At 72.0% G+C, this 24,654-nt stretch carries 29 protein-coding genes; 14 read left to right on the top strand and 15 right to left on the bottom strand.

The features are described from left to right. Positions 1–11 precede the first annotated feature (11 nt). A complete protein-coding gene (locus IF22_RS0122230; protein ID WP_030335036.1) occupies positions 12–212 on the bottom strand; it encodes a DUF397 domain-containing protein in 201 nt (66 codons plus the stop codon). Positions 213–253: 41 nt separating this feature from the next. Further along, positions 254–1,120, bottom strand: a complete 867-nt coding sequence (locus tag IF22_RS0122225; RefSeq protein WP_280940610.1) for a helix-turn-helix domain-containing protein — start codon at positions 1,118–1,120, stop codon at positions 254–256. 140 nt (positions 1,121–1,260) lie between these two features. Here IF22_RS0122225 and IF22_RS0122220 point away from each other — a divergent pair, with 140 nt between their 5' ends. The 3 genes from IF22_RS0122220 to IF22_RS0122210 are packed head-to-tail and all read left to right on the top strand — an operon-like array spanning position 1,261 to position 4,034. Then, the gene (locus IF22_RS0122220; RefSeq protein ID WP_030335033.1) at positions 1,261–1,887 is read left to right on the top strand and encodes a GOLPH3/VPS74 family protein; all 627 of its coding nucleotides are present in this window, start codon (positions 1,261–1,263) and stop codon (positions 1,885–1,887) included. A 48-nt stretch (positions 1,888–1,935) separates the two neighbouring features. After that, entirely contained in the window at positions 1,936–3,447 is a 1,512-nt protein-coding gene (locus IF22_RS0122215) for an APC family permease (protein WP_030335031.1), read from the top strand. Further along, positions 3,444–4,034, top strand: a complete 591-nt coding sequence (locus tag IF22_RS0122210) for a GNAT family N-acetyltransferase (RefSeq protein WP_030335029.1) — start codon at positions 3,444–3,446, stop codon at positions 4,032–4,034. Before IF22_RS0122215 ends, IF22_RS0122210 begins: the two co-directional genes overlap by 4 nt. A gap of 115 nt (positions 4,035–4,149) precedes the next feature. On the opposite strand, the gene IF22_RS0122205 is transcribed toward IF22_RS0122210, so the two are convergent. Next, a complete protein-coding gene (locus tag IF22_RS0122205) occupies positions 4,150–4,974 on the bottom strand; it encodes a SigB/SigF/SigG family RNA polymerase sigma factor (protein WP_030335027.1) in 825 nt (274 codons plus the stop codon). A gap of 377 nt (positions 4,975–5,351) precedes the next feature. Between IF22_RS0122205 and IF22_RS0122200 the strand changes: the two genes are divergently transcribed. Further along, positions 5,352–6,101 carry an acetoacetate decarboxylase family protein gene (locus IF22_RS0122200; protein ID WP_030335025.1) on the top strand — a complete coding sequence of 250 codons (750 nt, stop codon included), beginning with the start codon at positions 5,352–5,354 and terminating at the stop codon, positions 6,099–6,101. On the opposite strand, the gene IF22_RS0122195 is transcribed toward IF22_RS0122200, so the two are convergent. Then, positions 6,050–7,639 carry a phospholipase D family protein gene (locus IF22_RS0122195; RefSeq protein ID WP_030335024.1) on the bottom strand — a complete coding sequence of 530 codons (1,590 nt, stop codon included), beginning with the start codon at positions 7,637–7,639 and terminating at the stop codon, positions 6,050–6,052. The two genes, IF22_RS0122200 and IF22_RS0122195, sit on opposite strands and share 52 nt — an antisense overlap. Positions 7,640–7,773: 134 nt before the next feature. On the opposite strand from IF22_RS0122195, the gene IF22_RS36205 reads away from it, so the two are divergent. Beyond that, the gene (locus IF22_RS36205; protein ID WP_256443318.1) at positions 7,774–7,902 is read left to right on the top strand and encodes a hypothetical protein; all 129 of its coding nucleotides are present in this window, start codon (positions 7,774–7,776) and stop codon (positions 7,900–7,902) included. A 64-nt stretch (positions 7,903–7,966) separates the two neighbouring features. Here the strand turns inward: IF22_RS36205 and IF22_RS0122185 are convergent, their stop codons facing one another. Both IF22_RS0122185 and IF22_RS0122180 read right to left on the bottom strand, forming a co-directional pair. After that, positions 7,967–8,953 carry a pirin family protein gene (locus IF22_RS0122185; RefSeq protein WP_030335023.1) on the bottom strand — a complete coding sequence of 329 codons (987 nt, stop codon included), beginning with the start codon at positions 8,951–8,953 and terminating at the stop codon, positions 7,967–7,969. An 11-nt stretch (positions 8,954–8,964) separates the two neighbouring features. After that, positions 8,965–9,447: a MarR family winged helix-turn-helix transcriptional regulator gene (locus IF22_RS0122180; RefSeq protein ID WP_030335021.1), complete on the bottom strand. Its 483-nt coding sequence runs from the start codon at positions 9,445–9,447 to the stop codon at positions 8,965–8,967. A 157-nt stretch (positions 9,448–9,604) separates the two neighbouring features. On the opposite strand from IF22_RS0122180, the gene IF22_RS0122175 reads away from it, so the two are divergent. Then, positions 9,605–10,138, top strand: coding sequence for a GNAT family N-acetyltransferase (locus tag IF22_RS0122175; RefSeq protein ID WP_030335019.1), 534 nt, complete (start codon positions 9,605–9,607; stop codon positions 10,136–10,138). Between the two features lie 89 nt (positions 10,139–10,227). Here IF22_RS0122175 and IF22_RS0122170 read toward each other — a convergent pair whose 3' ends face one another. Then, complete coding sequence (locus IF22_RS0122170) at positions 10,228–10,716, bottom strand: FBP domain-containing protein (RefSeq protein ID WP_030335017.1); 489 nt, start codon at positions 10,714–10,716, stop codon at positions 10,228–10,230. A 48-nt stretch (positions 10,717–10,764) separates the two neighbouring features. Between IF22_RS0122170 and IF22_RS0122165 the strand changes: the two genes are divergently transcribed. Then, positions 10,765–11,334, top strand: coding sequence for a TetR/AcrR family transcriptional regulator (locus IF22_RS0122165; protein WP_030335014.1), 570 nt, complete (start codon positions 10,765–10,767; stop codon positions 11,332–11,334). Between the two features lie 33 nt (positions 11,335–11,367). Further along, positions 11,368–11,955, top strand: coding sequence for a DUF1684 domain-containing protein (locus IF22_RS0122160; RefSeq protein WP_030335013.1), 588 nt, complete (start codon positions 11,368–11,370; stop codon positions 11,953–11,955). Between the two features lie 46 nt (positions 11,956–12,001). Here the strand turns inward: IF22_RS0122160 and IF22_RS0122155 are convergent, their stop codons facing one another. Then, a complete protein-coding gene (locus tag IF22_RS0122155) occupies positions 12,002–12,589 on the bottom strand; it encodes a YflT domain-containing protein (RefSeq protein ID WP_030335011.1) in 588 nt (195 codons plus the stop codon). Between the two features lie 112 nt (positions 12,590–12,701). Between IF22_RS0122155 and IF22_RS0122150 the strand changes: the two genes are divergently transcribed. Next, positions 12,702–14,531, top strand: a complete 1,830-nt coding sequence (locus tag IF22_RS0122150; RefSeq protein ID WP_030335009.1) for a glycoside hydrolase family 15 protein — start codon at positions 12,702–12,704, stop codon at positions 14,529–14,531. Between the two features lie 105 nt (positions 14,532–14,636). Beyond that, a complete protein-coding gene (locus IF22_RS0122145; RefSeq protein WP_030335007.1) occupies positions 14,637–15,137 on the top strand; it encodes a metallophosphoesterase family protein in 501 nt (166 codons plus the stop codon). Positions 15,138–15,146: 9 nt separating this feature from the next. Here IF22_RS0122145 and IF22_RS0122140 read toward each other — a convergent pair whose 3' ends face one another. Next, the gene (locus IF22_RS0122140; protein ID WP_030335005.1) at positions 15,147–15,359 is read right to left on the bottom strand and encodes a DUF3072 domain-containing protein; all 213 of its coding nucleotides are present in this window, start codon (positions 15,357–15,359) and stop codon (positions 15,147–15,149) included. An 84-nt stretch (positions 15,360–15,443) separates the two neighbouring features. Here IF22_RS0122140 and IF22_RS0122135 point away from each other — a divergent pair, with 84 nt between their 5' ends. Then, positions 15,444–16,397, top strand: a complete 954-nt coding sequence (locus tag IF22_RS0122135) for an NAD(P)/FAD-dependent oxidoreductase (RefSeq protein ID WP_030335003.1) — start codon at positions 15,444–15,446, stop codon at positions 16,395–16,397. 76 nt (positions 16,398–16,473) lie between these two features. Here the strand turns inward: IF22_RS0122135 and IF22_RS0122130 are convergent, their stop codons facing one another. The 3 genes from IF22_RS0122130 to IF22_RS0122120 form a co-directional block, all read right to left on the bottom strand. After that, positions 16,474–17,769, bottom strand: a complete 1,296-nt coding sequence (locus IF22_RS0122130) for a cation:proton antiporter domain-containing protein (protein WP_030335001.1) — start codon at positions 17,767–17,769, stop codon at positions 16,474–16,476. A gap of 106 nt (positions 17,770–17,875) precedes the next feature. Beyond that, on the bottom strand, positions 17,876–18,553 hold the full coding sequence (locus tag IF22_RS0122125; RefSeq protein ID WP_030334999.1) for an HAD family hydrolase: 678 nt from the start codon (positions 18,551–18,553) through the stop codon (positions 17,876–17,878). A 31-nt stretch (positions 18,554–18,584) separates the two neighbouring features. Beyond that, the gene (locus IF22_RS0122120; RefSeq protein WP_030334997.1) at positions 18,585–20,714 is read right to left on the bottom strand and encodes an ATP-binding SpoIIE family protein phosphatase; all 2,130 of its coding nucleotides are present in this window, start codon (positions 20,712–20,714) and stop codon (positions 18,585–18,587) included. 198 nt (positions 20,715–20,912) lie between these two features. Here IF22_RS0122120 and IF22_RS0122115 point away from each other — a divergent pair, with 198 nt between their 5' ends. Beyond that, positions 20,913–21,722 (top strand): mechanosensitive ion channel family protein, encoded by an 810-nt coding sequence (locus IF22_RS0122115; RefSeq protein ID WP_051708712.1) that lies wholly within the window; start codon positions 20,913–20,915, stop codon positions 21,720–21,722. 73 nt (positions 21,723–21,795) lie between these two features. Here IF22_RS0122115 and IF22_RS0122110 read toward each other — a convergent pair whose 3' ends face one another. After that, positions 21,796–22,149 carry a DUF6401 family natural product biosynthesis protein gene (locus IF22_RS0122110; RefSeq protein WP_030334993.1) on the bottom strand — a complete coding sequence of 118 codons (354 nt, stop codon included), beginning with the start codon at positions 22,147–22,149 and terminating at the stop codon, positions 21,796–21,798. Positions 22,150–22,312: 163 nt separating this feature from the next. Between IF22_RS0122110 and IF22_RS0122105 the strand changes: the two genes are divergently transcribed. Then, complete coding sequence (locus tag IF22_RS0122105; protein WP_030334992.1) at positions 22,313–22,762, top strand: hypothetical protein; 450 nt, start codon at positions 22,313–22,315, stop codon at positions 22,760–22,762. Here the strand turns inward: IF22_RS0122105 and IF22_RS0122100 are convergent. After that, positions 22,759–22,968, bottom strand: a complete 210-nt coding sequence (locus IF22_RS0122100; protein WP_030334989.1) for a hypothetical protein — start codon at positions 22,966–22,968, stop codon at positions 22,759–22,761. The genes IF22_RS0122105 and IF22_RS0122100 overlap by 4 nt on opposite strands. Positions 22,969–23,126: 158 nt before the next feature. Between IF22_RS0122100 and IF22_RS0122095 the strand changes: the two genes are divergently transcribed. Further along, entirely contained in the window at positions 23,127–24,425 is a 1,299-nt protein-coding gene (locus IF22_RS0122095) for an MFS transporter (RefSeq protein WP_030334987.1), read from the top strand. On the opposite strand, the gene IF22_RS0122090 is transcribed toward IF22_RS0122095, so the two are convergent. Continuing rightward, positions 24,383–24,643 (bottom strand): hypothetical protein, encoded by a 261-nt coding sequence (locus tag IF22_RS0122090; protein ID WP_030334986.1) that lies wholly within the window; start codon positions 24,641–24,643, stop codon positions 24,383–24,385. The genes IF22_RS0122095 and IF22_RS0122090 overlap by 43 nt on opposite strands. Between the last annotated feature and the right edge of the window lie 11 nt (positions 24,644–24,654).

The raw sequence follows: 24,654 nt of genomic DNA, 5'->3' as shown, positions 1-24,654 counted from the left end.
GCCCGGGTGGGTCAGGGGCGACGGACCTCGCCGACGCCGCGTACGAAGGCCTGCCAGGGCGCCGCACCGAAGGTGAGCACCGGGCCGGAGCGGTCCTTGCTGTCCCGGACGGCGACCTGACCGTCGACTGTCGCGACCTCCACGCAGTTGCCGTTGCCGCTGCTGCGCGTGCTGGTGCGCCAGTCCGCTCGGGTCAGGTCGTACGCCGTCATCCGCGGTACCTCTCGTCTGCGTCGGCGTGCCGCAGGAGCGGTCACGCAAAGTTACGAGAAGCATGCTCAAGACGGGTCAACGACGCCGCCGGATCGAGCGCCATCCGGCACAGCTCCTCGTGCAGAAGGCTATACCCGAGCACATGATCGGCTTCCTCCAGAGCCAGCCCCATCGTGAGGTTATCCAGGTAAACCACTGACGCGTCGCCGGCGTCGGCAAAGTGGAGGATCACGTACGGGGTGCTCATCGCCGGATGTCCGCCGGCCGCGAACGGAAGTACCTGAATTGTCACGTTGGGTAGTTGCGCGATCCGGCTCATGTGGATCAGTTGTTCGGCCATCACCGCGGTGCCGCCGACCGGGCGCAGCAGCACCGCCTCATTGATCACCACCGACAGGTCGACCGGGTCGTCGCGGCGCAGCACCTCCTGCCGGCGCAGTCGGGCGGCGACCTTGCGCTCCAACCCGTCCTCACCAGCGGTACGCCGGAAGATCTCCCGGGCGTACGCCTCGGTCTGCAGCAGTCCGGGCACCGACTCGGCCTCGTACGTGCGCAGCGTCGCCGCCTCGGCCTCCAGCCCGACGTAGAACTCGAACCACTCGGGGAGCACGTCGCTGTAGTTCTGCCACCAGCCCCGCTGTTGGGCACCTCGGGCGATCTCGATGAGCGCCTCGGCATCCGAACCGGTCACCTCGTAGAGCGCGAGGGCGGCCCGCACGTCGCGTGGCTTGATGCCGATCTGCGCGGTTTCGATCCGGGAGAGGTTGCTCTTCGACATGTCGAGCTGACGGGCGGCCACATCGAGGGTCATGCCCGCGCGTTCCCGAAGTTGGCGGAGTTCCCGCGCGATGCGGCGTCGCCGGACGGTCGGGCTGGCAGCGGGTCGGATGGCGGGGGTGGCGGTCACCGTCCGAGTCTGCCACGACAGATTCGCAGGTCGCGCCTGCACGGAGTGCAACTTTCAAATCTGGGAGTTGCGTTGCAGTAGCTGTCGGTGCATCCTTTCCCGGTCGCGATCACTGTGGACACACCTGTGCGGGAGGACCGTTGCTCATCGCCGACGAGTTCTTCCTGATCGCACACAACGACAGTCGTGGCAAGGCCAAACTGCACCCGGCGGCGACGGGGCTCGGGCTCGCCGGCGGGCTGCTCGGCGAGCTGATCCTGTATGGACACATCACCGTGCTGGGCGGGCAGGTCACCGTCATCGACCGTCGCCCGCCGGCCGACGCGCTGGCGCACACCGTGCTGGACCAGCTGGTCGGCGAGTCGCAGCACCGGGAACTGAACACCTGGCTGAGCTTCCTGGCGCAGAGCGCGACGACCTCGGTGGGGGAGCGGCTGGCCCGCTCCGGGGTGCTGCGCCGGCAGGAGAGCCGCCGGCTGCTGCGTACCACAGTCACCTACCTGCCGATCGACCTCAACGCGGTGGCCTGGCCGGCCACCCGGCTGCGGGCCCTGCTGGACCGGCCGGACCCGCCGGGCGTCCCGGACGCGCTGCTGCTCGGCCTGGTCGTGGCCGCCGGGCTGACCCGCGAGGTGCTGTGGAGCGCCGGCCCCCGGGCCCACCACCGGTTGAACGTCCTCATCCCCGCGCTGCCGGCCCCGCTCAAGGAACTCGTCGGGCACACCGAGGCCGCCGTCGGCGCCGCCGTGCTGCGCGGCATCCCCTGACCCGTCCCGGTAACCCCCAACCCTCCCCTCGACAACCGGAGTAGTCGTATGCCCCCGACATCGACAGTCGACCGACCCAGCAACGTCTCCGAAGCCCTGGCCCGAGGTCGCCTCGGCATCCCGTCGGTCATCTTCTTCGTCCTCTCCGCCGCGGCGCCGCTGACCGTGGTGGCCGGCGTCGTCACCACCGGCTACGGCGTCATCGGGGTGACCGGAATCCCGCTGGCCTTCCTGCTGATCGCCGCGGTGCTCGCGCTCTTCTCGGTGGGTTACGTGGCGATGTCGCGCCGGGTGGAGAACGCCGGCGCCTTCTACGCCTACATCTCCCGGGGTCTCGGCCGACCGGCCGGCGTGGGCGCCGCCTGGGTCGCGCTGATCGCGTACAACGCGTTGCAGGTCGGGCTGTACGGCACCATCGGGGCGGCGGCCCAGCCGGTGCTGGACCGGCTCTTCGGGGGGCACCCGCACTGGGCCGTCGTGGCCCTGGTGGCCTGGGCGTTGGTCGGCCTGCTCGGCCTGCTCCGGGTCGACCTCAACGGCATGGTCCTGGCCGCGCTGCTGGTCGCCGAGATCGTGGTGGTCCTCGTCTTCGACCTCGGACAGATCAGCAACCCGGCCGACGGTCAGGTCGGCTTCGCCTCGTTCTCGCCGGACAACCTCCTCGTGCCCGGCGTCGGCGCGGTGCTGGTGCTGGCCATCCTCGGCTTCGTCGGCTTCGAGTCGGCGGTGGTCTTCAGCGAGGAGAGCAAGGACCCGAAGCGGACGGTGCCGCTGGCCACCTACCTCTCGGTGGCGATCATCGCCGGGCTGTACGCGCTGTCGTCCTGGACCATGACGGTCGCCGTCGGGCAGGACCAGATCGTCGCCGCGGCCGGTGAGCAGAGCATCGAGCTGATCTTCAACCTGGCCGCCGCGCAGCTCGGCGACACCGTGGTCACCATCGGGCAGGTGCTCTTCCTGACCTCGGTGCTGGCCGCGATGATCTCGTTCCACAACACCACGGCCCGCTACACGTTCGCACTCGGTCGGGAGCGGGTGCTGCCGGCGGTGTTCGGGCAGACCTCGGCCCGGACCGGGGCACCGCGGGCCGCCTCGGTGGCGCAGAGCGTCCTCGGGCTGCTGGTCATCCTGCTGTACGCGATCAACGACTGGGACCCGGTGGTCCAGTTGTTCTTCTGGGTCGGCACCACCGGCGGTTTCGGCGTCCTGCTGTTGATCGCCACCACCTCGGTGGCGGTGATCGCCTACTTCGCCCGCTCGGCCAGCGGTGAGAACCTCTGGCGGCGGGCCATCGCGCCCGGCCTGGCCACCATCGCGCTCTTCGTGATCATCTGGTTGGCCGTGTCGAACTTCGCCAACCTGCTCGGCGTCTCCCCGGACTCCACCCTGCGCTGGGCGCTGCCCGCCGCGTACCCGGTGGCAGCCCTGCTGGGCATCGGCTGGGCCCTGCTACTGCGCAGCAACCGTCCGGACACGTACGCCCGGATCGGCCTGGGTGCGGCGAGCGCCGCCGCCGCCGTCACGTCGCCGCCGCCGGCCACCGTGGAGGTGACCCGATGAGCGTGGTCATCGAGCGGCTCGGACCGGAGGAGACCAGCCTCGTGGCGGGTCGGATCGCCGAGGCGTTCACCGTCCTGGAGGTGACGACGTGGCTGGTCCCGGACGCGAGTAAGCGGGAGGCCGTGCTGGCCGGGGACTTCGAGATCCTGGTCGGGCACGCGATGCGGCACGGCATGGTGCACGCCACGGCGGATCGCGCCTCGGTCGCCGTCTGGTTTCCGTCGGTCGGCGAGCCGGCGCCGCCGCCGGCGGACTACGACGCCCGACTGGCTGCCGCCTGCGGCGAGTGGACCGACCGGTTCCAGCACCTCGACGAGCTGTTCGCGGCGAACCATCCGCATCCGGATCACCACCACCTCGCCTTCCTGGCGACCCGGCCGGACCGGCAGGGGCAGGGGTTGGGTAGCGCGTTGATGCGCCACCACCACGCCTGGCTGGACGCCAACGGGATGCCGGCGTACCTGGAGGCGAGCAGCCCGCGCAGCCGGGACCTGTACGCGAAGCACGGCTATCTGGCCGGCGAGCCGTTCCGGGTGCCCGACGGCACGCCGTTCTGGCCGATGTGGCGGGAGCCGGTCGGCCGCTGACCCGTTCGGGTCGACGCGACCGGTACGCCAGGGATCGCACTGTCACGTTGACGTGACAGCACGGACAGCGAGCAGGGCCGGGTCCATCGGACCCGGCCCTGCTGGCGTGAATCGGTCAGTACGTGCCGTCGAGCTGGCCGCGCAGCTTGGTCAGCGCCCGGGTCAGCAGCCGCGAGACGTGCATCTGCGAGACGCCGATCTGGTCGGCGATCTGCGACTGGGTCAGATTGCCGTAGAAGCGCAGGGTGAGGATCTTCTGCTCGCGCTCGTCGAGGGTGGCCAGTGCCGGGCCGAGGGCGACCCGCAGCTCAGCCAGCTCGAACTCGCTGTCCTCGCCGCCGAGCATGTCGCCCAGCTCGGTGGCGCGCTCGCCGTCGCCGGTCGGGGTGGACAGCGACACCGCGTTGTACGCGCGGGCGCCCTCCAGGCCCTCCAGCACCTCTTCCTCGGTGAGCTTGAGGTGCGCGGCGATGTCGGCGACCGTCGGCGAGCGGCCGAGGGTCTGCAGGAGCGAGCTGTTGGCGTCGGAGATGGCCAGCCGCAGCTCCTGGAGCCGGCGGGGCACCCGGATGTCCCAGGTGCGGTCGCGGAAGTGGCGCTTGAGCTCGCCGATGATGGTGGGGATCGCGTAACCGGCGAAGTCGACACCGCGCGAGGGGTCGAACTTGTCGATGGCCTTGATCAGGCCGATCGCGGCGGTCTGCGCCAGGTCGTCGTTCGGCTCGCCGCGCCCGCTGTAGCGGTGGGCCAGGTGGTTGGCGAGCGGCAGCCACGCCTCGATCGCCCGGTCTCGCAGCGCGGGGCGCGACGGGTGGTTGGCGGGCAGCGCCGCCATCGCGTTGAGCACGTCGGCAGCGCTGTCGGTGAGAGCGCGCGGGTCGAGCTTGGCGCTCGCCTTGGCGGCGGTGCTCGGCTGCTCGGTGATCGTTGGCGCGGTCATGGGTGGTCCTCCCTGCACCTCGTCCACGGACAAAGAGACGTGACGCTTTGGTTTAAGTTCCAATGGGCCGTTCGGGAGTCACCTTAACCTGATCGTCTCCCCGAAATCTAGCCGAAAGGTTGATGTACTTAAGGGATGTCGAGCAACAAAACGGGCAAACAGGCAGGAAGTTGAGGTCGCTGTGAGGAGCCTTACCCGCTTTCTCGCCCGCAGAAGCGCTGCCCGGTCGTCCGACCGGCTCCACCGATCGGCCCCCGGGCCTCGGCGACTGGTCAACACGAAATCCGACAAGTCGGCCGGAGTGTCGACTATCCGTCCTTGTCCCGCTGGCGGGACCGGCCGTAGCGTCGCCTGTACACACCCGGTTCGGAGGCACCGTGCTCGATCCAACCGCTCCCCAGCTCGTCGTGAACAGCCGCACCCTCTACTTCAGCTGGCTGCCGGCGGATCCCGACGCCGTCGCCGCCCTGGTCCCGCCGGGGCTCAGCCCCCGCCCCGACCGGCAGGTCTTCCTCAATCAGTACGTCGTCGACGACGAGACGCAGACCTCCGGCTTCGGCGCGTACTCGCTGACCTACCTCGGTGTCTCGCTGCTGGGCGTCGACGCGCCCGGCGGCCTCAACGCGGGTGGCTGGTGGACCCACTACGTGGCCTCCAGCCGACTGGTCCGTGAGTACGCCGTCGCCCGCGGCGCGCCGGTGTTCGCCGGGCGCACCCGGATCGAGGTGACCGGCGAGGACCTGCTCGCCGAGACGGAGATCGACGGCACGACGGTGATCCAGGCGCGGTGCCGGGTGGGGGAGACCGGGCACGCGATCAGCAGTGGGCACCACCGCTACTTCACCCGACGCGACGGCCAACTGCTCAGCTCGGCCTACCCGTTCGTCGCCGAGCCGGTCGCCCCGTTCGAGATCGAGTCGGTGGAGTTCCTCCAGCGCGGCCACCCGATGTACGCGCTGCGCCCGGCCAACCCGCTGACCATCGGCTTCGGCTACTACTCACCCCGCTCGTCGTTCGCCTACCCCGGTGGGTTGAACGTGTACCGGGCCCCCGCGCCCGAGCCCACCCGGCCGCTTCACCAGGTGCCGGCCAGTCTCGCGCGCAGCGGCCTGCCGTCCGGGTCGTAGACCAACCGGTACATTGGCAGCGCCCACGCCCTGGTGTACCACGGCAGCCGTTCGGGGCGGTGCGGGCGTAGTCGCCCGGGCGGCCGGTCACCCACCTGGCCGTCGTCGTACCACTGCTGTAGCGCGTCGGCGGCGGCGGTGACAGCCGCGACGGCGTCCGCCGGGTCCAGCAGGTCCGCGTCGTCCCGGCCGTCCGGGTCACGGTCCAGGTGCTCGCGCCACAGCCGCAGTCGCAGGTCCCGGGCGAAGCTGCGCGCGCCGTCGCCCCGCCCCGCCGGGTCGGTGGGCTCCCGCTGGTCCGGCGTCTCGTCGAGCACCGCACAGGACAACTCACTGTCGTGCGTCCAGGACCGCCGGTTGAAGTTGTCGCTGCCGACACTGGCCCACACGTCGTCGACCACACACACCTTCGCGTGCACGTAGACCGGGCCGCCGGCCTGGTTCTCCACGTCGAACACGTGCACCCGGTCCGGTGCGGCCCGTTCACACAGCGACAGCGCCTGCTCGCGCCCGACCATGTTCGGTGGCAACGCCAGTTTGCCGTCCACGTCCGGGTGGCGGGGAACGACGGCGATCAGGTGCAGTTCCGGGTTGTCCCGCAGCGCGTGCGCGAACAGGTCGGCGACCTCGGCCGACCAGAGGTACTGGTCCTCCAGGTAGATGAGTCGGCGGGCACGACGGACCGCCTTGGTGTAACCCCGGGCCACGGTCCGCTCCCCGTCCGGTGCGAACGAGTAGCGGGGACGGACGGCCGGATAGGTGCGCAGCACCTGGATCTGGTGCGGACCGCAGGGCGGCGGATCCGCCGGCTGCTCGGGCAGCGGGTCGGGGCGCAGGTCCGAGCCGCGCAGCCGATCCCGCAGGTAGGCCATCGGGTTCTCCGAGTCCAGCGGCATCGGGTCGGTCCAGCGTTCCCGGAACAGGGTGTCCAACGCGCCGACCACCGGACCGCGCACCGCGAGCTGCACGTCGTGCCAGGGCGGATTGGGCCCGTACCGCTGGGACATCTGCACCGGCTGCGGATCGCCGTGGTGCGCGGCGTCATCGCGGCGGCTGTGGCACAGGTCGATCCCGCCGGCAAAGGCGATGTCCCGCTCGGGTGCGCCCGGGTGTCGCAGCACCACGAGCTTCTGGTGGTGCGAGCCGCCGCGCCGGACCCGTTGGTCCAGCAGCACCTCCCCGCCGGCGGCCGAGATCGTCTCGCTGAGGTCGCGGTTCTCCGCCTCGCTGTACGCCAGGACATCGAGGTGCGACCGCCAGATCAACCCCTTGACCACCACGCCGCGTTGGGCGGCCTGAGCGAAGAGCTGGGCCACGGTCGGGCCGTCCGGGCGCAGCCGCTGGTCCGGGTCACCCCGCCAGTCGGTGAAGAACAGGTGGTCCCCGGCGCCCAGCGCCTCGACCTCGTCGACCAGCCGGTCGAAGTAGGCGGCACCGTGAATCAACGGCTCAGCGAGGTTTCCCGTGGTCCACACGGGTATGCCAGAGACCGGGTTGGCGCGTTCCTCAGCGGTGAGAAACCAGTCCTGCAACGGCACCGTCCAGCCCTCCTGGAGGTCGGCAACGTCCTCACGGTAGGACCCCCGCCGCGGGTCCGCACGCCAGGCGAACCGAGCGGTGACCTGGCCAACGCCATCGCAAGTGACGCGACAACAGCCGAGGAGGCCACACGATGCCCCGCGACACGACGAACCCCATGACCGAGAACCGCGAGCCGGCGGTGGAGAGCGAGCGGGGTGCGCTGGTAGCGGTGTTGGTGATGGTGATTCTGGGTGTCGCCGGGATTTTTGCGGTCTCCTGAGGCGGCGCCGACGCCCCCGGGGTGAACCGGAGGCGTCGGCGCCGATCTCAGTGGTCGATCGTGGTCAGGGCCGGGCGCCCTGGCCGCCGGTGTGCGGGAGCCGCTCGGTGGGGATAACGCCGAGGCGGCCGGCCTGGAAGTCCTCGAACGCCTTGAGCAGCTCGTCGCGGGTGTTCATCACGAACGGGCCGTACTGTGCCACCGGCTCCCGGATCGGCTGACCACCCATGATGTAGAGGTCCAGCGCCGGGGTGTTGCTGTCCTGCGTGGTGTTGGCGCCGAACCGCAGCGCGTCACCCGGGCCGTGCACCGCGAGCTGGCCGGTACGCACCGGCCGCCGGTCGGCGCCGACGGTGCCGCGACCGCCCAGCACGTACACCAGGGCGTTGAAGTCGGGGCGCCAGGGCAGGTCGACCTGCGCGCCCGGCTGCACGGTGACGTGCGTGATGGTGATCGGGGTGAAGGTCGAACCCGGGCCGCGGTGCCCGGCGACCTCGCCGGCGATGACCCGGATCAGCGCGCCGCCGTCAGGCGTGGTGAGCAGCGCCGACTCGCGCCCCCGGATGTCCTGGTAGCGGGGCGGGTTCATCTTGGCCGAGCGGGGCAGGTTGACCCACAGTTGGGTGCCGTGAAAGAGCCCGCCGCTGACCACCAGGTGCTCCGGTGGGGCCTCGATGTGCAGCAGGCCGCTGCCCGCCGTCATCCACTGGGTGTCGCCGTCGGTGATGGTGCCGCCACCGCCGTTGGAGTCCTGGTGGTCGAAGACGCCGTCGATGATGTACGTGACGGTTTCGAAGCCGCGGTGCGGGTGCCACGGTGTTCCCTTGGGCTCGCCCGGCGCGTAGTCGACCTCGCCCATCTGGTCGAGGTGGATGAACGGGTCCAGGTCGGCGGTCGACACCCCGGCGAAGGCGCGGCGGACCGGGAAGCCCTCACCCTCGAAGCCGCTGGGCGCGGTGGTCACCGTGCGGACCGGTCGGATCGTGGTGGCCTCGTCGAGTCGAGGCAGGCGGGGCAGGACGAGAACATTGTCAACGGTGATCGCGGGCATGTCGAAGGCTCCTAACGTGGGGCAGGGGTGGTCGAGCCGTCCCGCGATGCCCGCAGGCGCTCGCCGAGCCGATCGAAGACCCGGGTGAGGCAGGCGACCTCGGCGTCGTCGAGGTCGTCCATCAGATGGGTGCGCACCGACGCCAGATGGTGGGGTGCGGCTTCCCGTAGCGCGAGCAGCCCGGCCGCGGTGAGCACCGCCTCGCTGCCGCGCCGGTCGTCCGGGCAGGGCTCCTTGCTGACCAGGCCACGACGCTGCATGGAGGAGACCTGATAGGTGAGGCGGCTGGGCGAGAAGATCAACCGGCTGGCCAGCTCGCCCATCCGGAGCCGCTGCGCCGGTGCCTCGGAGAGCAGGACCAGCACGTGGTAGTCGGCGAAGCTGAGGTCGCAGTCGGCCCGCAGCTCCTCTTCCAACTGGGTGTAGAGACGCTGGCTGGCCTCGATGTAGGCCCGCCAGGCGGCCTCTCGGGTGCTGTCCAGGCTCTCGGTCATGCCCACGACGATAGCACTACTTCAAAACTTAAATACTGCGGTTGGGCGTTGTCTGGGTCACTTTCCTCGCGTCCCACGTGTGGCTCGTGCAGTTTTGAAGTAAAGGTGGGGTAATCCGGCGGCGCGAAGGCCGTGCGGTGTGCCAGACTCCGGCCTCGTGGAACACGTGGAACTCGCTGCCGGCGAGCTGTTGCTGCGGCCCTGGCGGGACGAGGACGCTCCGGCGGTGCGCGACGCCCTTCGTGACCCGGCCATCGCCCAGTGGAACCCGCAGGGTGACGGCCTGATCGACGACGAGGTGGCGCTGCTCTGGGTGCGCCGCCGCGCCGACTGGTCCGCCGGGGACCACGCCTCCCTGGCGGTGACCTCGGCGGTCGACGGCGGCCTGCTGGGTTCGGTGTCGCTGCACCACATCCGGCACGGCGACGCCTCCATCGGCTACTGGACGACGCCGGCGGCGCGCGGGCGTCACGTGGCGCTGCGCGCCGTCGTCCGGCTCACCGACTGGGCGTTCGCGGACCTCGGGCTGCACCGGGTGGAGCTCTGCCACGCGGTGGCCAACCCGGCGTCCTGCCGGGTCGCGGAGCGGGCCGGCTACCCGGCCGAGGGGACCCTGCGCGAGTCGTACCGGTACGGCGACGGCCGCCGCTACGACGAGCACCTGCACGCCCGCCTCGCCACCGACCGCTAACCGGGACGGACGGCCGCCGACCGCTAGCCGGGGACGGACGGCCGCCGACCGCTAACCGGGGACGGGCGAGCGCCGTCGGCGCGAAACCGTCACTCGGTGACCTTGCGAAGGAACGCCGTGAGGGTGGCAGTGGTGCGGTCGATCTTCTCCGCCACTGTCAGCGTCTCGTGCATGCGGGGCCCGGCGTGCTTCTTGCCCCGCAGGTAGAGCGAGCAGGCCAGGTCGGAGCAGACGTACACGCCCACCGAGTTGCCCTGCCGTCCGCCGGAACCGGCCTTGCGCGCGGTCATCAGCGAGACGCCGTCGCCGGTGTGCGTGGTCAGGCAGAGCGAGCACATGCTGCGTCGCACCCGCCCGGTCTGCTGCGGTGCGACCCGCAGCGCGACGCCGACCAGCTCGCCGTCGGTCTCGGTGACGAGATAGGCCCGCTGCGGCGCGGCGGGGTCCCGCCAGCCGAGGAAGTCGAGGTCGCTCCAGGATCGCGCGTCAAGATCATGTGGTAGGGCCAGCCGCTTCGCCTCGCCCTGGGTGGTGTTGACGAAGGACGCGCGGATGGCGGACTCGGTTGGGGCTAACATAGGTGCCAGCCTAGTCCTACTAGGCAAAAAACTAGAGGGGTGTGTTGGATGGCACGTGCCGGAGTGACCGCCGAGCGCCTGACGCTGGCCGCAGCCGAGCTGGCCGACGAGGTGGGCGTGGAGAACGTGACTGTCGCCGCGCTCGCCCGCCAGTTCGGGGTGAAGGACGCCAGCCTGTACTTCCACCTGAGGAACGCGCACGAGCTGCGGGTCAGGATCGCTCTGCTGGCGCTGGCGGAGCTGGCCGACCGGGTCGCCGACGCGCTCGCCGGCCGGGCCGGCAAGGACGCGCTGGTGGCCTTCGCCAACGCGTACCGCGACTATGCGCGCGAGCACCCGGGCCGGTACGCCGCCATGCAGATCGACCTCGACCCGGAGACCGCCGCCGCGAGCGCGGGCGTCCGGCACGCCGAGATGACCCGGGCGATCCTGCGCGGCTACCGACTCTCCGAGCCCGACCAGACCGACGCGGTGCGGATGATGCACAGCACGTTCCACGGGTTCGTGAGCCTGGAGCGGACCGGCGGGTTCCGGCACACCCCGCGCCCCACCGACGACTCGTGGTCGCGCGCCCTGGACGCCCTCGACGCCGTGCTCACCAACTGGCCACCGCGCTGAGCTGCCGTGGCGGCACGGCATAGGCTCGGTGCTGTGGATGATCTGGAGTTGGCCGACTGGCGGGAGCGGGTCGCCCGGCTGTACCTGTCCGACGTCGACCTGATCGGCTTCCGGGCCGGCCGCGACGAACTCTTCGCCACCCACCCGCAGAGCCCGATCCCCGTGGCGCAGCGGCCCGGCTTTCCCGGGGTGCGTTACTTCCCACCCAATCCCGAGGCCGTGGTCGAGGCGCCGCTGCGCCCGGCCAGCGGCGAGCTGCGCATCGACACCGGCGGCCCGGACGGGGTGGTCGCGTACCGGCGGGTCGCGGTGGCCGAGACGACGTGGGGGTCGCTGACCCTCTGGTGGATCGAGGCGTACGGGGGTGGGCTGTTCGTTCCGCTGCGCGACGGCACCTGCGGGCGGGAGAGCTACGGGGGTGGGCGGTACCTCACCGACACGGTGAAGGGCACCTTCGGCCGGGGTGTCGAGCTGCTGCCCGGCGACCGGGTCCGGCTCGACGCGAACTACCTCTACAACCCCAGCTGCGCCTACGACGACCGTTGGGCCTGTCCGCTGGCGCCCCCGGAGAACCGGGTCGACGTGCCACTGCGCGCCGGCGAGATGGCGTACCACGACTGACCGGCCGCCCCCGGCGTGCTGCCGGGACGGCCGGTCGATCGTTCGCTCAGCGGGCGTTCGCCGCCGAACCGGGCATCTGCATCCGACCGAGCAGCTGTCGCGCCTGGTCGGCGAGCTGGGCGTCGACGGTCACCGCGTACTGGCCGGCCCGCAGTGAGCTGGCCGAGGTGAAGTCCCGCTGCCCGCCCGTCATGGCATGCGCGACAGCGCCGAACACGGCACCCCAGATCGCACCGATGACCAGCCCGACCAGGATCACCGCCAGCCAGTTGCCGACGGTGAAGATGCCGAACAACAGGCCGATGAAGAGCCCGAACCAGGCGCCGGTGCCCGCGCCGAGCAGAGCGGCCCGACCGGTGGTCATCCGCCCGAGCACCGTCTCCACCAGGGTGAGGTTGGTGCCGACGATGGCGCTGTGCTCCACCGGAAAGCGGTTGTCGGCCAGATAGTCGACGACCCGCTGCGCGCTCGGATAGTCCGGGTACGAGCCGATCGTCACGGTCGGCGGGCCGGTCTGCGGCCCGTGGCCGTCCCCGGCCGGTGTCGACAGGCGGCCGGCCGGCCCGGATGGAAGCAGGTCGCCACCCTGTGTGCCGGGCCGCCAGGCGGCGGCCGGCCCCGAAGCTGACGTCATGAGCATCCTCCCTCGTCAGCTCCCCGGGTTCCCCGCCAGGCCGACCGGTAACGCGGCCGGCGCCGTCCCGGCGGCAGGGGAATGCCACCTGACTGCCCGGGTAGGCAGTCAGGTGGAGAGCGGACAGATCAGCGACTACGGTTTCCTCGCCGACGGGCGCAGCGCGGCGCTGGTGGACCCCACGGGCTCGGTGAACTGGTGGTGCCCGGGCCGGTTCGACGCCCCGTCGGTGTTCGCGCGGCTGCTCGACGACAACGCCGGGCACTGGTCCATCCAGCCCGAGGGCGACTACCGCGTCGACCGCAGCTACCTCGACGACACCCTGGTCCTGCGAACGGTCTTCCGCACCACGAAGGGGGAAGTCGCGCTCACCGACGCGCTGGCCTTCGAGCCCGGCTCGCGCGGTCACGACATCGGCCTGCACTCGCCGCAGGTGCTGGTCCGTTCGGTGGAGGGGCTGTCCGGTTCGGTGCCGATGCGGGTGCACTACCGGCCGCGCTTCGAGTACGGCCGCACCGTCGCGTACCTGATCGAGCGGGAGGACATGCTGGAGGCCATCGCCGGGGCCGCCCGACTCACCCTGCGCGGCAGCGTGCGGTTGACCGCCGGCGACGGCGAGGCCACCGGGACGTTCACCGCCCGCGCCGGCACGAAACACACCTTCACCCTCGGGTACGCCCCGACCTACGACGCCCCGCTGCCCGAGGTGCCGGACGCCGACCAGACCATCGCCGACACCGTCGCCGGCTGGCGCTCCTGGTCGGACGAACACCCGTACGACGGGCTCTACGCCGACCAGGTGCGGCGCAGCCGGCTGGTGGTGCAGGGCATGACGTACCGGCCCAGCGGCGCGGTGGTGGCCTCGGTGACCACGTCGCTGCCGGAGAAGCTCGGCGGGGACCGCAACTACGACTACCGCTACGTCTGGGTGCGGGACTTCAGCCTGACCCTGCGGGCGCTGTGGCGGACCGCGTGCTTGGACGAGGTGCAGCGGCAGTTCGCCTGGTTGGGCAGGGCGATGGGTCGCGTCGACGACCGGCCGGTGCCCATCATGTACGGGGTGCTGGGGGAGCGGGACCTCACCGAGCACCGACTGGAACAGCTCGGCGGCTACCGCGACAGCCCACCGGTGGTGATCGGCAACGACGCGTGGCAACAGCGGCAGACCGACATCTTCGGCGAGGCGATGGACGCCGCCTGGCTGATGCGCGACAAGCTGGAGCCGTTCGACCCGGAGGTGCGGCACGTGCTCCGGGTGCTCGCCGACCAGGCCGAGCGGGACTGGTCGTTGCCCGACGCGGGCATGTGGGAGGAGCGTGGCATCCAGCACCACCACGTGTCCTCGAAGGTGCAGTGCTGGGTCGCCCTGGATCGGGCGGTCCGCTTCGGTGACACGCTCGGCGAGCCGCAGGACGTGGCCCGCTGGGCGGCCGCCCGTGACGCGGTACGCGCGGAGGTGCTCGAGCGGGGCTGGAACGAGCGGCTCCAGTCGTACACCGGGAGTTTCGAGACCGACGACCTGGACGCGTCGGTGTTGGTGATGCCGCTGGTCGGGTTTCTGCGGGCCGACGACCCGCGGATGCGCTCGACGATCCGCGCGGTGGAGCGGCGGCTGTCCCACGAAGGTCTGCTGCGGCGCTGGGACGGCGACCCGGCGGGGTTTCTGATCTGCTCGTTCTGGCTGGTGTGCTGCCTGGCGCTGGCCGGTGAGCGGGACCGGGCGCACGAGTTGTTCCGGCGCCTGGCGGAGCGGGTCAACGACCTCGGCCTGTTCGCCGAGCAGATCGACCCGTTGACCGGGGAGCAGCTGGGCAACTTCCCCCAGGCGTTCTCGCACATCGGCCTGATCAACGCGGCCGGTGTGCTGACCGACGTCGAGCGGGACCCGACGGTGCGGCAGACCGGCATGCCCCCGGCGTACTTCTCCCCGGTGGACCGCTGAGCCGCGCCGTCACCGGTCTGTCGCTGCTGCCGCCTGGCGCTCCTGGTGGCGCCGGTGCGTCCGTGTCGACGGGTGGACGGTCAGGGCCCGGGGGACAATGCGGGTATGCGGCTGGTGCTCACGGCGGACACCCACGTACCGAAGCGGGCCCGGGACCTACCCGGGCCCCTCTGGGCGGCCATCGAGGCGGCCGACGTGGTGGTGCACGCCGGTGACTGGGTGGACGAGACACTGCTCGACGCCATGACCGCGCGCTCGCGCCGACTGATCGGGGTGTACGGCAACAACGACGGCCCGGCGCTGCGCGCCCGGCTGCCCGAGGTGGCCCGGGTCGAACTCGACGGTCTACGGGTCGCGGTCGTGCACGAGACCGGGCCACGGACCGGCCGGGAGAAGCGGTGCGCGGCCCGCTTTCCCGACGTCGATCTGCTGGTCTTCGGGCACTCGCACATCCCCTGGGACAGCGTGGCGCCCGGTGGGCTGCGCCTGCTCAACCCGGGCTCACCCACCGACCGCCGCGCCCAACCCCAGGCCACCTACCTGACGGCCACCGTGCACAGGGGCGAGCTGAGCGAGGTGCAGCTCCACCCGCTGCCCCGCCCCTGACCGCCCCGGTTACCGGCCCCGGCCCGTCTCGGCCTGGAGTTCGTCGATGCGCTTGGACGCCTCGGCCTTGGTCAGGTCGTCCGGGAGGTCGGCATGGGCCTCCCGGGCCAGCGTGCTCAGGTAGGACTCCTGGGCGGCGGTCGGCGGTTCGTCGCCGGTGACCCACTCGTCCGGGTCCTTGATCGCGGCGTTCTGGTCGGCCTCGCTACGGCGGTCGGTCATCATCATCACCCTTTCTTCGAACAGGTGTGCCAGTACCCCGATCGCCGTGGTTCATGCCCGTCGGTCACCGCCTACGATCATCGGATGGACCGGTCGGGCGTCGTGGTGGTCGGGGCGGGCATCGCCGGGGTGGCCTGTGCTGTCGAGTTGACCCGGGCCGGGGTGCCCGTGCGGGTCAGGGAGCGGGGGCACGTCCGCGGCGGCCGGATGGCCAGCAAACGCTTCCAGGGGCGTCCCGCGGACATCGGCGCCGCCTACTTCACCGCCACCGACCCGGACTTCGTCGCACTGGTCGAGCGGTGGCGCGCCGCCGGGCTGGTCCGCGAGTGGACCGACACCTTCCGGGCGTACGACCGGAGCGGGAACCACGAGGTGACCGGGCCGATGCGCTTCGCCGCCCCCGGTGGGCTGCGGTCGCTGGTCGAGCACCTGGCCGGCGCGGTGCCGGTGACCGTCGACCGGTTGGTGCTCGGCGTGGAGCCCGGCCCGGTCGTGGACGGCGAGTCGTGCGCGGCGGTCGTCCTGGCCATGCCGGGCCCGCAGGCCGCCCTGCTGCTCGACCCGGCCCTGACCGACGCCACCCGGGTGGTGCAGGCGCAGCGGTGGTCGCCGACCCTGGCCGCGGTGCTGCGGTTCCCGCACCGGCGCTGGCCGGACTTCCGGGGGGCGTTCGTCAACGAGCACCCGGTCCTCAACCTTGTCTGCGACGACGGCGACCGACGAGGTGACGGCGCGCCGGTGCTGGTCGCGCACACGGTGCCGGAGTTCGCGGCCGGGCATTTGGCCCAACCCACCGGGGCCGGGCCGGCGATCGAGCAGGCCGTCCGGGACCTGCTCGGGCTGCCCGAACAGGCCGTCGACGTGCACGTGCACCGCTGGACGTACGCGAAGCCGACCCACGCCACCGCCGACGCCACCTACCACCTCGACGCCGACGGGATCGGCCTGGCCGGTGACGCGTTCGGCAAGCCCCGGGTGCAGAGCGCCTGGCGCTCCGGTCGGGACCTCGGCCGCGCGCTGGCCGCCCGGCTGGGCTGAAGCAGCGCTCAGGCTGGGCTGAAGGAGCGCTCAGGCTGGGCTGAGCCGGCGTGGGCGGCGGGCCTGAGGTGCCTGCTCAGGCGTGCCCGGCCGCGGCGACCGGCCGGGCGTCGGCGTCCCGCTCGGCCGGGTCGGAGGTCCGCTCTCCCTCCCGGTCGAGCAGTTGCATGACCGGGGTCGCCGCCACGCCGTGCACCACGACGGAGACGAGCACGACCAGCCCGACGGTCGCCCAGAGCAGCTCGGCCTGCGGGAAGTCGGCCTTGGTGGTGGCGTACGCGAGGTAGTAGAACGAGCCGACGCCACGAATGCCGAACAACGAGATGACCCAGTGCTCGGCCGGGCGTCCCGGGGCGCCGCGCAGCGACAACCAGCCGATCAGCGGCCGCACCAGGAACACCAGGGCCAGCCCGACGGCGGCCGCCGGCCAGGTCAGCGGGCCCAGCAGACCACCCACGATCGCGCCGCCCAGCAGCAGCAACAGCACCAGGGTGAGCAGCCGTTCGACCTGCTCGGCGAAGTCGTGCAGGACCGAGTGGAACTCGTGGGTCCGCTCGGCGGCCCGGATCGCCCGGGCGGCCACGAACACCGCCAGGAAGCCGTACCCACCGACCACCTCCACCAGCCCGTACGCCAGAAACGTGGCAGCTAGCGCCAGGAAGCCCTCGGCGTGCCGGGCCAACCGCAGCTCGCTGGGCGCGCGGAAGAACAGCTTGCCGAGCAGCCAGCCGATCAGCAGCCCACCGCCGACGCCGATGCCGACCTTCCAGAGGACGTCCACCGTGAACCATTCGGCCAACCAGTCACCCGGGGCGAGACTGGTCGAGGCGATGGCGATGGCGGCGTACACGAACGGGAACGCCAGACCGTCGTTGAGGCCGGCCTCGGAGGTCAACGCGAAGCGGACCTCGTCCTCGGAATCCTCCACATCGGTCGGCTCGCCGACCTGCACATCGGCGGCGAGCACCGGATCGGTGGGGGCCAGCGCGGCACCCAGCAGCAGCGCGGCGGCCGGCACCAGCCCCGCCCACCACCAGCCGAGCACCGCCACCGCCGCGATGCACAGCGGCATCGCGATCACCAGCAGCCGCCAGGTGGACGACCACCGCCGCCAACTCAACGGCCGGTCGATCTTCAAGCCGGCGCCCATCAGCGCGACGATCACCCCGATCTCGGTGAGGTGGGTGGCCAGCTCCGGGTGGGCCAGCGGGTCCGGTGACGGCAGCCCGACAGGCAGCAGGAACACCAGCATGCCCAGGGCGAGAAAGGCGATCGGCATGGACAGTGGGCGGCGCTCCAGCACCCGCGGCAGGACGCCCGCGAGCAGAGCGCCCACACCCACCAGCGCGAACGCCACATCAACCGGCTCCACGGCACCACCCCTCCGCCGCACCCGCGGGGCGCGGGCAGGTGGTGACACACCTTGCCCCGCAAGGGCTCCGGCTATGCGCGTCGGTGCCGGTGAACCGGAACGATCCTCACCGGGGTCGGGTGAGCGGCGAGTCCGCCAGTTCGGACAGCAGCGCGGCCGGGTCGTCGTACACCGCCACGGCACCCGCGCCGGCCAGCTCGCCGCGGCTGGTGCCGCCGCAGGTCAACCCGACACAGGGGATGTTCAACTTGCCGGCCGCGGCGACGTCCCAGACCGAGTCGCCGACGAAGACCACCCGCTCGGCGGTCAACCCGGACTGCGCCAGCGCCGCCTCCAGAATGTCTGGTGCCGGCTTGCTCTCCCGCGCGTCCGCCGAGGAGGTGACGGTGTCCACCACGTCGTCGGCGTTCAGCGCCCGGCGCAACGCCGTCACCTCGTGCTCGGCGGCGGAGGTGGCCAGCACCACCCGCAACCCCCGCTCGGCGCAGGCCCGCAACAGGTCGGCCGCCCGGGGCAGCGGCGTGAGCCGTTCCCAGTACTCGGCGTAGAGGGTGTCGTGCGCGTCGCGCAGCTTCTGGTCGGCGGCGCGGTCCCGCTCCGGGCCGAGCAGGTGGTCGAGGAGTTTGTCCGAACCCATCCCGATCGAGCGGTGCACCACCGCCATCGGCACCGGCTGGTCGGTCTGCCGTAACGCCTCCCACCAGCTCACCGTGTGCAGGTAGGTGGTGTCGACCAGGGTGCCGTCGACATCGAAGAGGACTCCGGCGAGGCGATCGGTGGCCATGGGCGTCCTCCTGCCCCTCCCGGGGCTGGTCTCAGGGCTGCGGCGTGACGATCTCGAACCAGACGGTGGAACCGCGCACCGACGGATCGGTGCCCCAGGCGTCGCTGAGCTCCTCGATCAGGCCGAGGCCGCGGCCACGACTGCTCAACGTGTCGGTACGGGCCCGGGTCACGGTGCCCCGGGTGCCGGAGTCGGCGACCGAGACGAGCAACCGCTCGGCGCTGAGGTCGATCTCCACCCGGGCGGCAGTGCCGGCGTGCAGCAACGCGTTGGTGGTCAGCTCGCTGGTGCAGAGCACCGCCGCCCCGATCACCGACTCGGGCACCTGCCACTCGGTGAGCTGGCCGGTCAGCCAGTGCCGCACCCGGCTGGGCGCGGTCGGTTCGGCCGGCACCTCCATGCTCGCCGAACGACTCGGCTTGAGGGCGTGTTCGACAGCCAGGACGGCCACGTCGTCCTCGGTGCCACCGGGGAGGGCAGCGGTGGCCACCGCGCAGAGCGCGCGCGGGTCACCACTGCCGGCCTTGGCGACGGCGTCGCTCAGCGTGGTCAACCCGACGGTCAGGCTCTGCCGGCGACGCTCCACCACCCCGTCGCTGAACAGCAGCAGAGTGTCACCGGGACGGAACGCCACGGTCGTGGTGCCCGGCCGACCGCCCAGCCCCAGCGGCGGCCCGGCGGGCACGTCGACGTACTCGGCGTGGAACCGGCCGTCCGGATCGCCGCGGCGGATCAGCGGGGCGGGATGACCGGCGCTGGACAGCGTCAGCTCCCGCCGCTCCGCGTCGATCACCCCGAACGCCACCGTCACGAACAGCTCGTGGGTGCCGGCCTCCGCGCCGAGGCTGGTCACCAGCCGGTCCAGGCCGGCCAGGACCACGTCGGGCGCCGGGTCGGCCAGGGCCAGGGCGCGCAGCGCGGCCCGGACCTGGCCCATCCGCGCGGCGGCCTGCACGTCGTGCCCGGCGACGTCGCCCAGCACCACGCCGAGCGAGCCGTTGGGCAGCAGGAACGCGTCGTAGAAGTCGCCGCCGGCCGCGTTGCCGTCCACGCCCGGGTCGTAGCGGGCCGCGATCCGCAGCCGAGGCAGATCCGGCAGGTGCTCCGGCAACATGCTGCGCTGCAACAGTTGGGCCGTGCCGTGCTGGGTCTCGAACCGGCGGGCCCGCTCCGCGGCCTGACCGATCAGCTCGGCCGAGGCGGCCAGCAGCGCCCGCTCGGCCGGTGACCAGGTGTGCGGAACCTGGTAGCCGACCGCCAGCCCGCCGCGAACCACCGAGGTGCCCAGCGGCAGGGCCGCCATCGCGCGGATCTTCTGGTCGTGGCGGTCCACGGCGGTGTCGCGCAGCGGTTGCCCGTCGCCGGTGAACGACGGGCCGCCGGAGCGGGCCGCCTGCACCACGGGGGCCGGCCAGTCCGCCGGCGCGCGCCGCCAGAGCGGGGGAAGTCGCTCGTCGGCCTCGTCCAGCAACTCGCCACGGACCCGACGCACCATGCGCCAGCCGCCGCCGCCCTCGTCGACAGCGAACGCGGCCTGGTCGGGGTCGAACGTGGTGATCGCGTACCGCAGCGCCACCCGGGCCACGTCGTCGAGGGTGAGGGTGCCGGCGAGCGCGGCGGCCACCTCACTGAGGCTCTGCAACTGCCCGGTGACGTGGGTGGTCTCGGCCGCCACCGTCAACACGCCGACGATCTGCCCGGCGCTGTCGCGGACCGGCGAGTAACCCCTGGTGAAGACCGCCTGTTCCACAGTCGCGGAGTGCCCACGCACCAGTGGCAGGGTGGACTCCTTCTCCAGGAAGGGCACGCCCTGCCGGTAGCAGCGCTCGATCACCGCACCGACGCCGGGCAGGGCCCAGATCTCCGCGAACACCTCGGCGGCCGGGCGGCCGAAGGCGCTCGGGTGTTTGCTGCCCAGCAACTCGGCGTAACCGGCGTTGTAGAGCAGGACGAAATCGTCGCCGTACGCCAGGGCCATCGGCATCGGCGAGGCGAGGATCATCTCCCCCACGGCCCGCACCGCGACGTCCCACTCGTCGGGTGGGCCCAGCGGGGTGTCGGCCCAGTCGTGGGCCAGCAGGCCGACAGCCGGGCCGGGCCCGGTGGGTGCGTCCGGGCCCGGAGTCGCTGGCGAGGGGACCCGTCCGACCGTTCCTGGCATGTTCGCAGCCTAGTCGGCCGGACGGAAAAGGCATCCGACCACGGCGGCGGGCCGTCGCCGCGTCGGTCGAGGTGGCCGTTCGGGCAGTTCAGGGCCCCTGTCCGGAGGTCTGTCGCAAAAAACGCGGCGCGCTGCGCGGACTGCCGGACCGGTTGCCGGGTATGCGCCCGGCGCAGTCCATGCGACAGGAGGGACATCATGCTGAAAACCCTCGCGGTCCGGCAGGCCGACATCGGCGATGCCATCGCCGACACCTGGAGGTCGGTGCTGCTCTTCATCCCGAAGGCAGTGGCCTTCATCGTCATCCTCGTGGTCGGCTGGCTCATCGCCAGAGCCGTCCTCAAGATCGTGGATACGGTGCTGGAACGGGTGCGCTTCGACCAGGCGGTCGAACGCGGTGGCATCAAACGGGCCCTGGAGAGAACGAAGTACGACGCCAGCGACATTCTGGCCAGACTGGCGTACTACGCCGTACTGCTGTTCACGCTGCAGTTCGCCTTCGGAGTCTGGGGGCCCAACGCGATCAGTGACCTGATCAGCGGCGTGGTGGCCTGGCTGCCGCGTGCGTTCATCGCGATCGTCATCGTGGTGGTGGCGGCGGCGATCGCCAACGCGGTGCGGGATCTGGTCACCGGGGCGCTGGGCGGGCTCTCGTACGGCAAGGTCCTGGCCGATCTGACGGCGATCTTCATCATCGCGCTCGGCGTGATCGCCGCCCTGAACCAGGTGGGTATCGCCACCACGGTGACCACTCCGGTGCTGATCGCGGTGCTCGCCACGGTGGCCGGCATCCTGATCGTCGGCGTCGGCGGTGGTCTCGTGAAGCCGATGCAGAACCGCTGGGACGGCTGGCTGCACCGGGCGGCCCAGGAGGCCCGGGCGGTGCAACAGCAGCGTCAGGCCGCGTCGGCCGGGCGTAGTGACGTGGAGCGGCAGATGGCCGACCGCGGGGGTGACCGCACCCAGGCCATGCCTCGGGTGGACGAAGCCCAGCAGTACCGTTCGTAACGGGGCGTAACGGCACGACGGTGGGGAGGGTGTTCCGCGTACGACGCGGGACGCCCTCCCTTCGCGGGTCGGGTCAGTCCCGGTCGAGTGCGCGCGCCAGCGCGCAGACCGCGAGCAGGCGGGTGAGCAGCCACTCCGGGTGGCTCCAGTCCACCGGCCCGTTGGGCGGCGTCCACCCGTGCTCCAGGGCGGCGGCGCGCACGCCCTCGGCGTAGCCGGCGAGCGCCGCAGAGGTCAGCGGCGTGCGGTCACCGTCGAGGCTGTCCCGAACGGCCGCCGCGTGCTGGTCGACCTGGGCCAGCAGCCCCGGTCGCGTGGCGGCGGCGGCGAGCCCGACAGTGCCCACGGAGACGGTGAGGGCGGCCAGGGTGGACCGCGCCGAGTCGACGGCGGTACGGGAGGCGACCCGGTTGAACGGCACACGCATGGTGACCGAGGCTAACCGACCGGTCACCACGTCGGCCTCGTCCGCTCGGTGGATGTCGCCTGCGCCACTGGGGCGATCGCCGCTGACCTGGGGGGTTGATCCGGCACAGACGGGGCAGCAGGAGAACCACCCACAGACAGCGGCACACGGCACGGAGGCACGGATGGGACAGCGGACGGACGGACCCGACGAGCGGCACCAGCGGCCGGACGGGGTCAGCGACGCCACCGTCGCGGCGCTCGGCAAGCTGAGTGAGGCGTTGGAGTGTGTGGAGCGGGCCCGGGGGCACCTCTACTCGATGCACCAGTTGATCGGCCATGCCGACCTGATGCTCGACGACGCGGTGGAGCAGTTCCGCGCCGCCGGTCACCCGCACCTCGCCGACCGGATCGGCACGGAACTGCGCGGCCGCAACGTCATCGCCGGACGATGGACGTTCCAGATCGTCGAGGACTTCGACGACGGCTACCACGCGTTGTTCCGGGAGCTGGATCAGCAGGCCCGCGACGAACTGGTGGGCGGGCGGCGCCACCTGTACGAGGCGGAGATGAAGGAACGCCGCCGCAGCCGGGGCCAGCCAGGCCACGAGGCCCGGCCGGGCGGTGGGGCCTAGTCGCTGGTCGCGTCGGCGGGGCGTCGCCGCGCCGCGTCGTCGGCGATGATCACGGTGGCCACCATCAGCGCGACGCAGAGGCTGAACAGCCACGACTCGTCGGTGACGAGCCAGGCGGACACGGGGGCCTGGAGCGCGGCGAGCAGGAAGCCGAGCCAGGCGAGCCGGCGCTGACGCGTGGAGAGGATTCCGGAGCCTTGATGCATCCCGAAATTCTTACGCGAACCCGCCGGTTTGCCGTCCTCCGATCGGCCGATTCTGGATGAGCTGTCCGTTTTCCCAACCGTACGGACACGACTTCTTTGCGCCACGAGCGGTCGGGTGCCGACAGCGCTAGGGTGCCCCTGCGGCAGGATGGTGAGTCGTGTCCACCCCGCCCGCGCGCCCCCGCGCCGCACTGCTCCTGCTCGCGTACCTCGCGTTCGTCAGTCTCGGCCTGCCCGACGGTCTGCTCGGCGTCGGTTGGCCCTCGATCCGGGCCGACTTCGACGTGCCGACGGAGGCGGTCGGGTGGGTGCTCACCGCCGGCACCGTCGGCTACCTCACCTCCAGCGTGCTGGCCGGCTTCACGCTGGCCCGGGTCGGCGTGGGCGCGCTGCTCGCCGGCAGCACCCTGCTGGCCAGCCTGGCGCTGACCGGCTATGCGACCAGCCCCGTGCTGGTGGTGCTGGTGGGCTGTGCGCTGCTGCTCGGGCTCGGCTCCGGCGCTGTCGACTCCGGGCTCAACGCGTACGCCGCCGGAGCCTTCGGGGCGCGCCACATGAACTGGTTGCACGCCTTCTTCGGCCTGGGCGTGGCGATCGGTCCGCTGATCATGACCGCGGTGTTGAGCACCGGGCTCGGCTGGCGCTGGGGGTACGGCATCATCGCCGCCGCCCAACTCGTCCTCGCCGCCGCGTTCGCGCTCACCGTGCGGGCCTGGCACCGTGGCGTCCCGGCCGGCACCGAGGCGGGCACGACCGTCCAGGCCGGGCTCTCCGCCACCGATGGCGGGTCGGCACCGGTCGTCCGGGTTCCGATCGGGGAGACGCTGCGGCTGCCGGCGGTCTGGTCCGGGACGCTCGCCTTCGTGCTGTACGTGGCGATCGAGGTGTCCGCCGGGCTGTGGGCGTTCCTGCTGCTCACCGAGGGACGCGGGCTGAGCGCGGCGGTGGCCGGCGGCTGCGTCTCCGCGTACTGGGGCAGTCTCTTCGTCGGCCGGGTCGTGCAGGGTCTGGTCGCCGAGCGCCTGGGGGCGGGGCTGGTGCTGCGCGTCAGCCTGGCCGGAATGGCGGTCGGCGCGGCGCTGATCGCGGTACCCGGGCCGGCTGTCCTGGCGGTGCTCGGCCTGGTCGTTGTCGGTTTCGCCGCCGCGCCGGTGTTTCCGCTGCTCACCCTCACCACCGCCGAACGGGTCGGGGTGGCGCACGCGGACCGGGCCATCGGGCTGCAGATCGGTGCCGCTGGCATCGGCGCGGCGCTCGTCCCGGCCGGGCTGGGCGTGCTGATCGGCAACACGTCGGTGCAGGTGCTGGGCTCGGCGCTGCTGGTGCTCGCGCTGGCACTGATCGCGCTGCACGAGTGGGGTACGCGCCGACCCGCCGTCGAGCCGCCCGCGCCCGACCGGCCCGGGAACGCGGGTCAGACGTCCGGCCCGGTCCTGCCGGTGGTGGACGGGCGGTAGGCGCGCTGCGGGTCGGTGGCCTCCCGGCTGTTGCCCCGGGCCTGTCCCTCGCGGTCCGACGCGGCCGCCCCGTGCCCGAACGCGGCTTCCTCGCCGGCGTCGTTGCCCGTCACGTCGTCGGCCTGCCCGTCGAGGCTGGAGCCCGACACGGCGCGCTCCAACTCCTCCAACGGAAGCCGCTCCTCGTCCCGCCACACCCTGATGCTGTCGTCGGTCATACCTCCAGCCG

The organism is Micromonospora parva (assembly GCF_000718515.1).
Lineage (GTDB): Bacteria > Actinomycetota > Actinomycetes > Mycobacteriales > Micromonosporaceae > Micromonospora > Micromonospora parva.
Note: the sequence above shows the minus strand (reverse complement) of the source record. Positions and strands in the feature narration are given on the sequence as shown.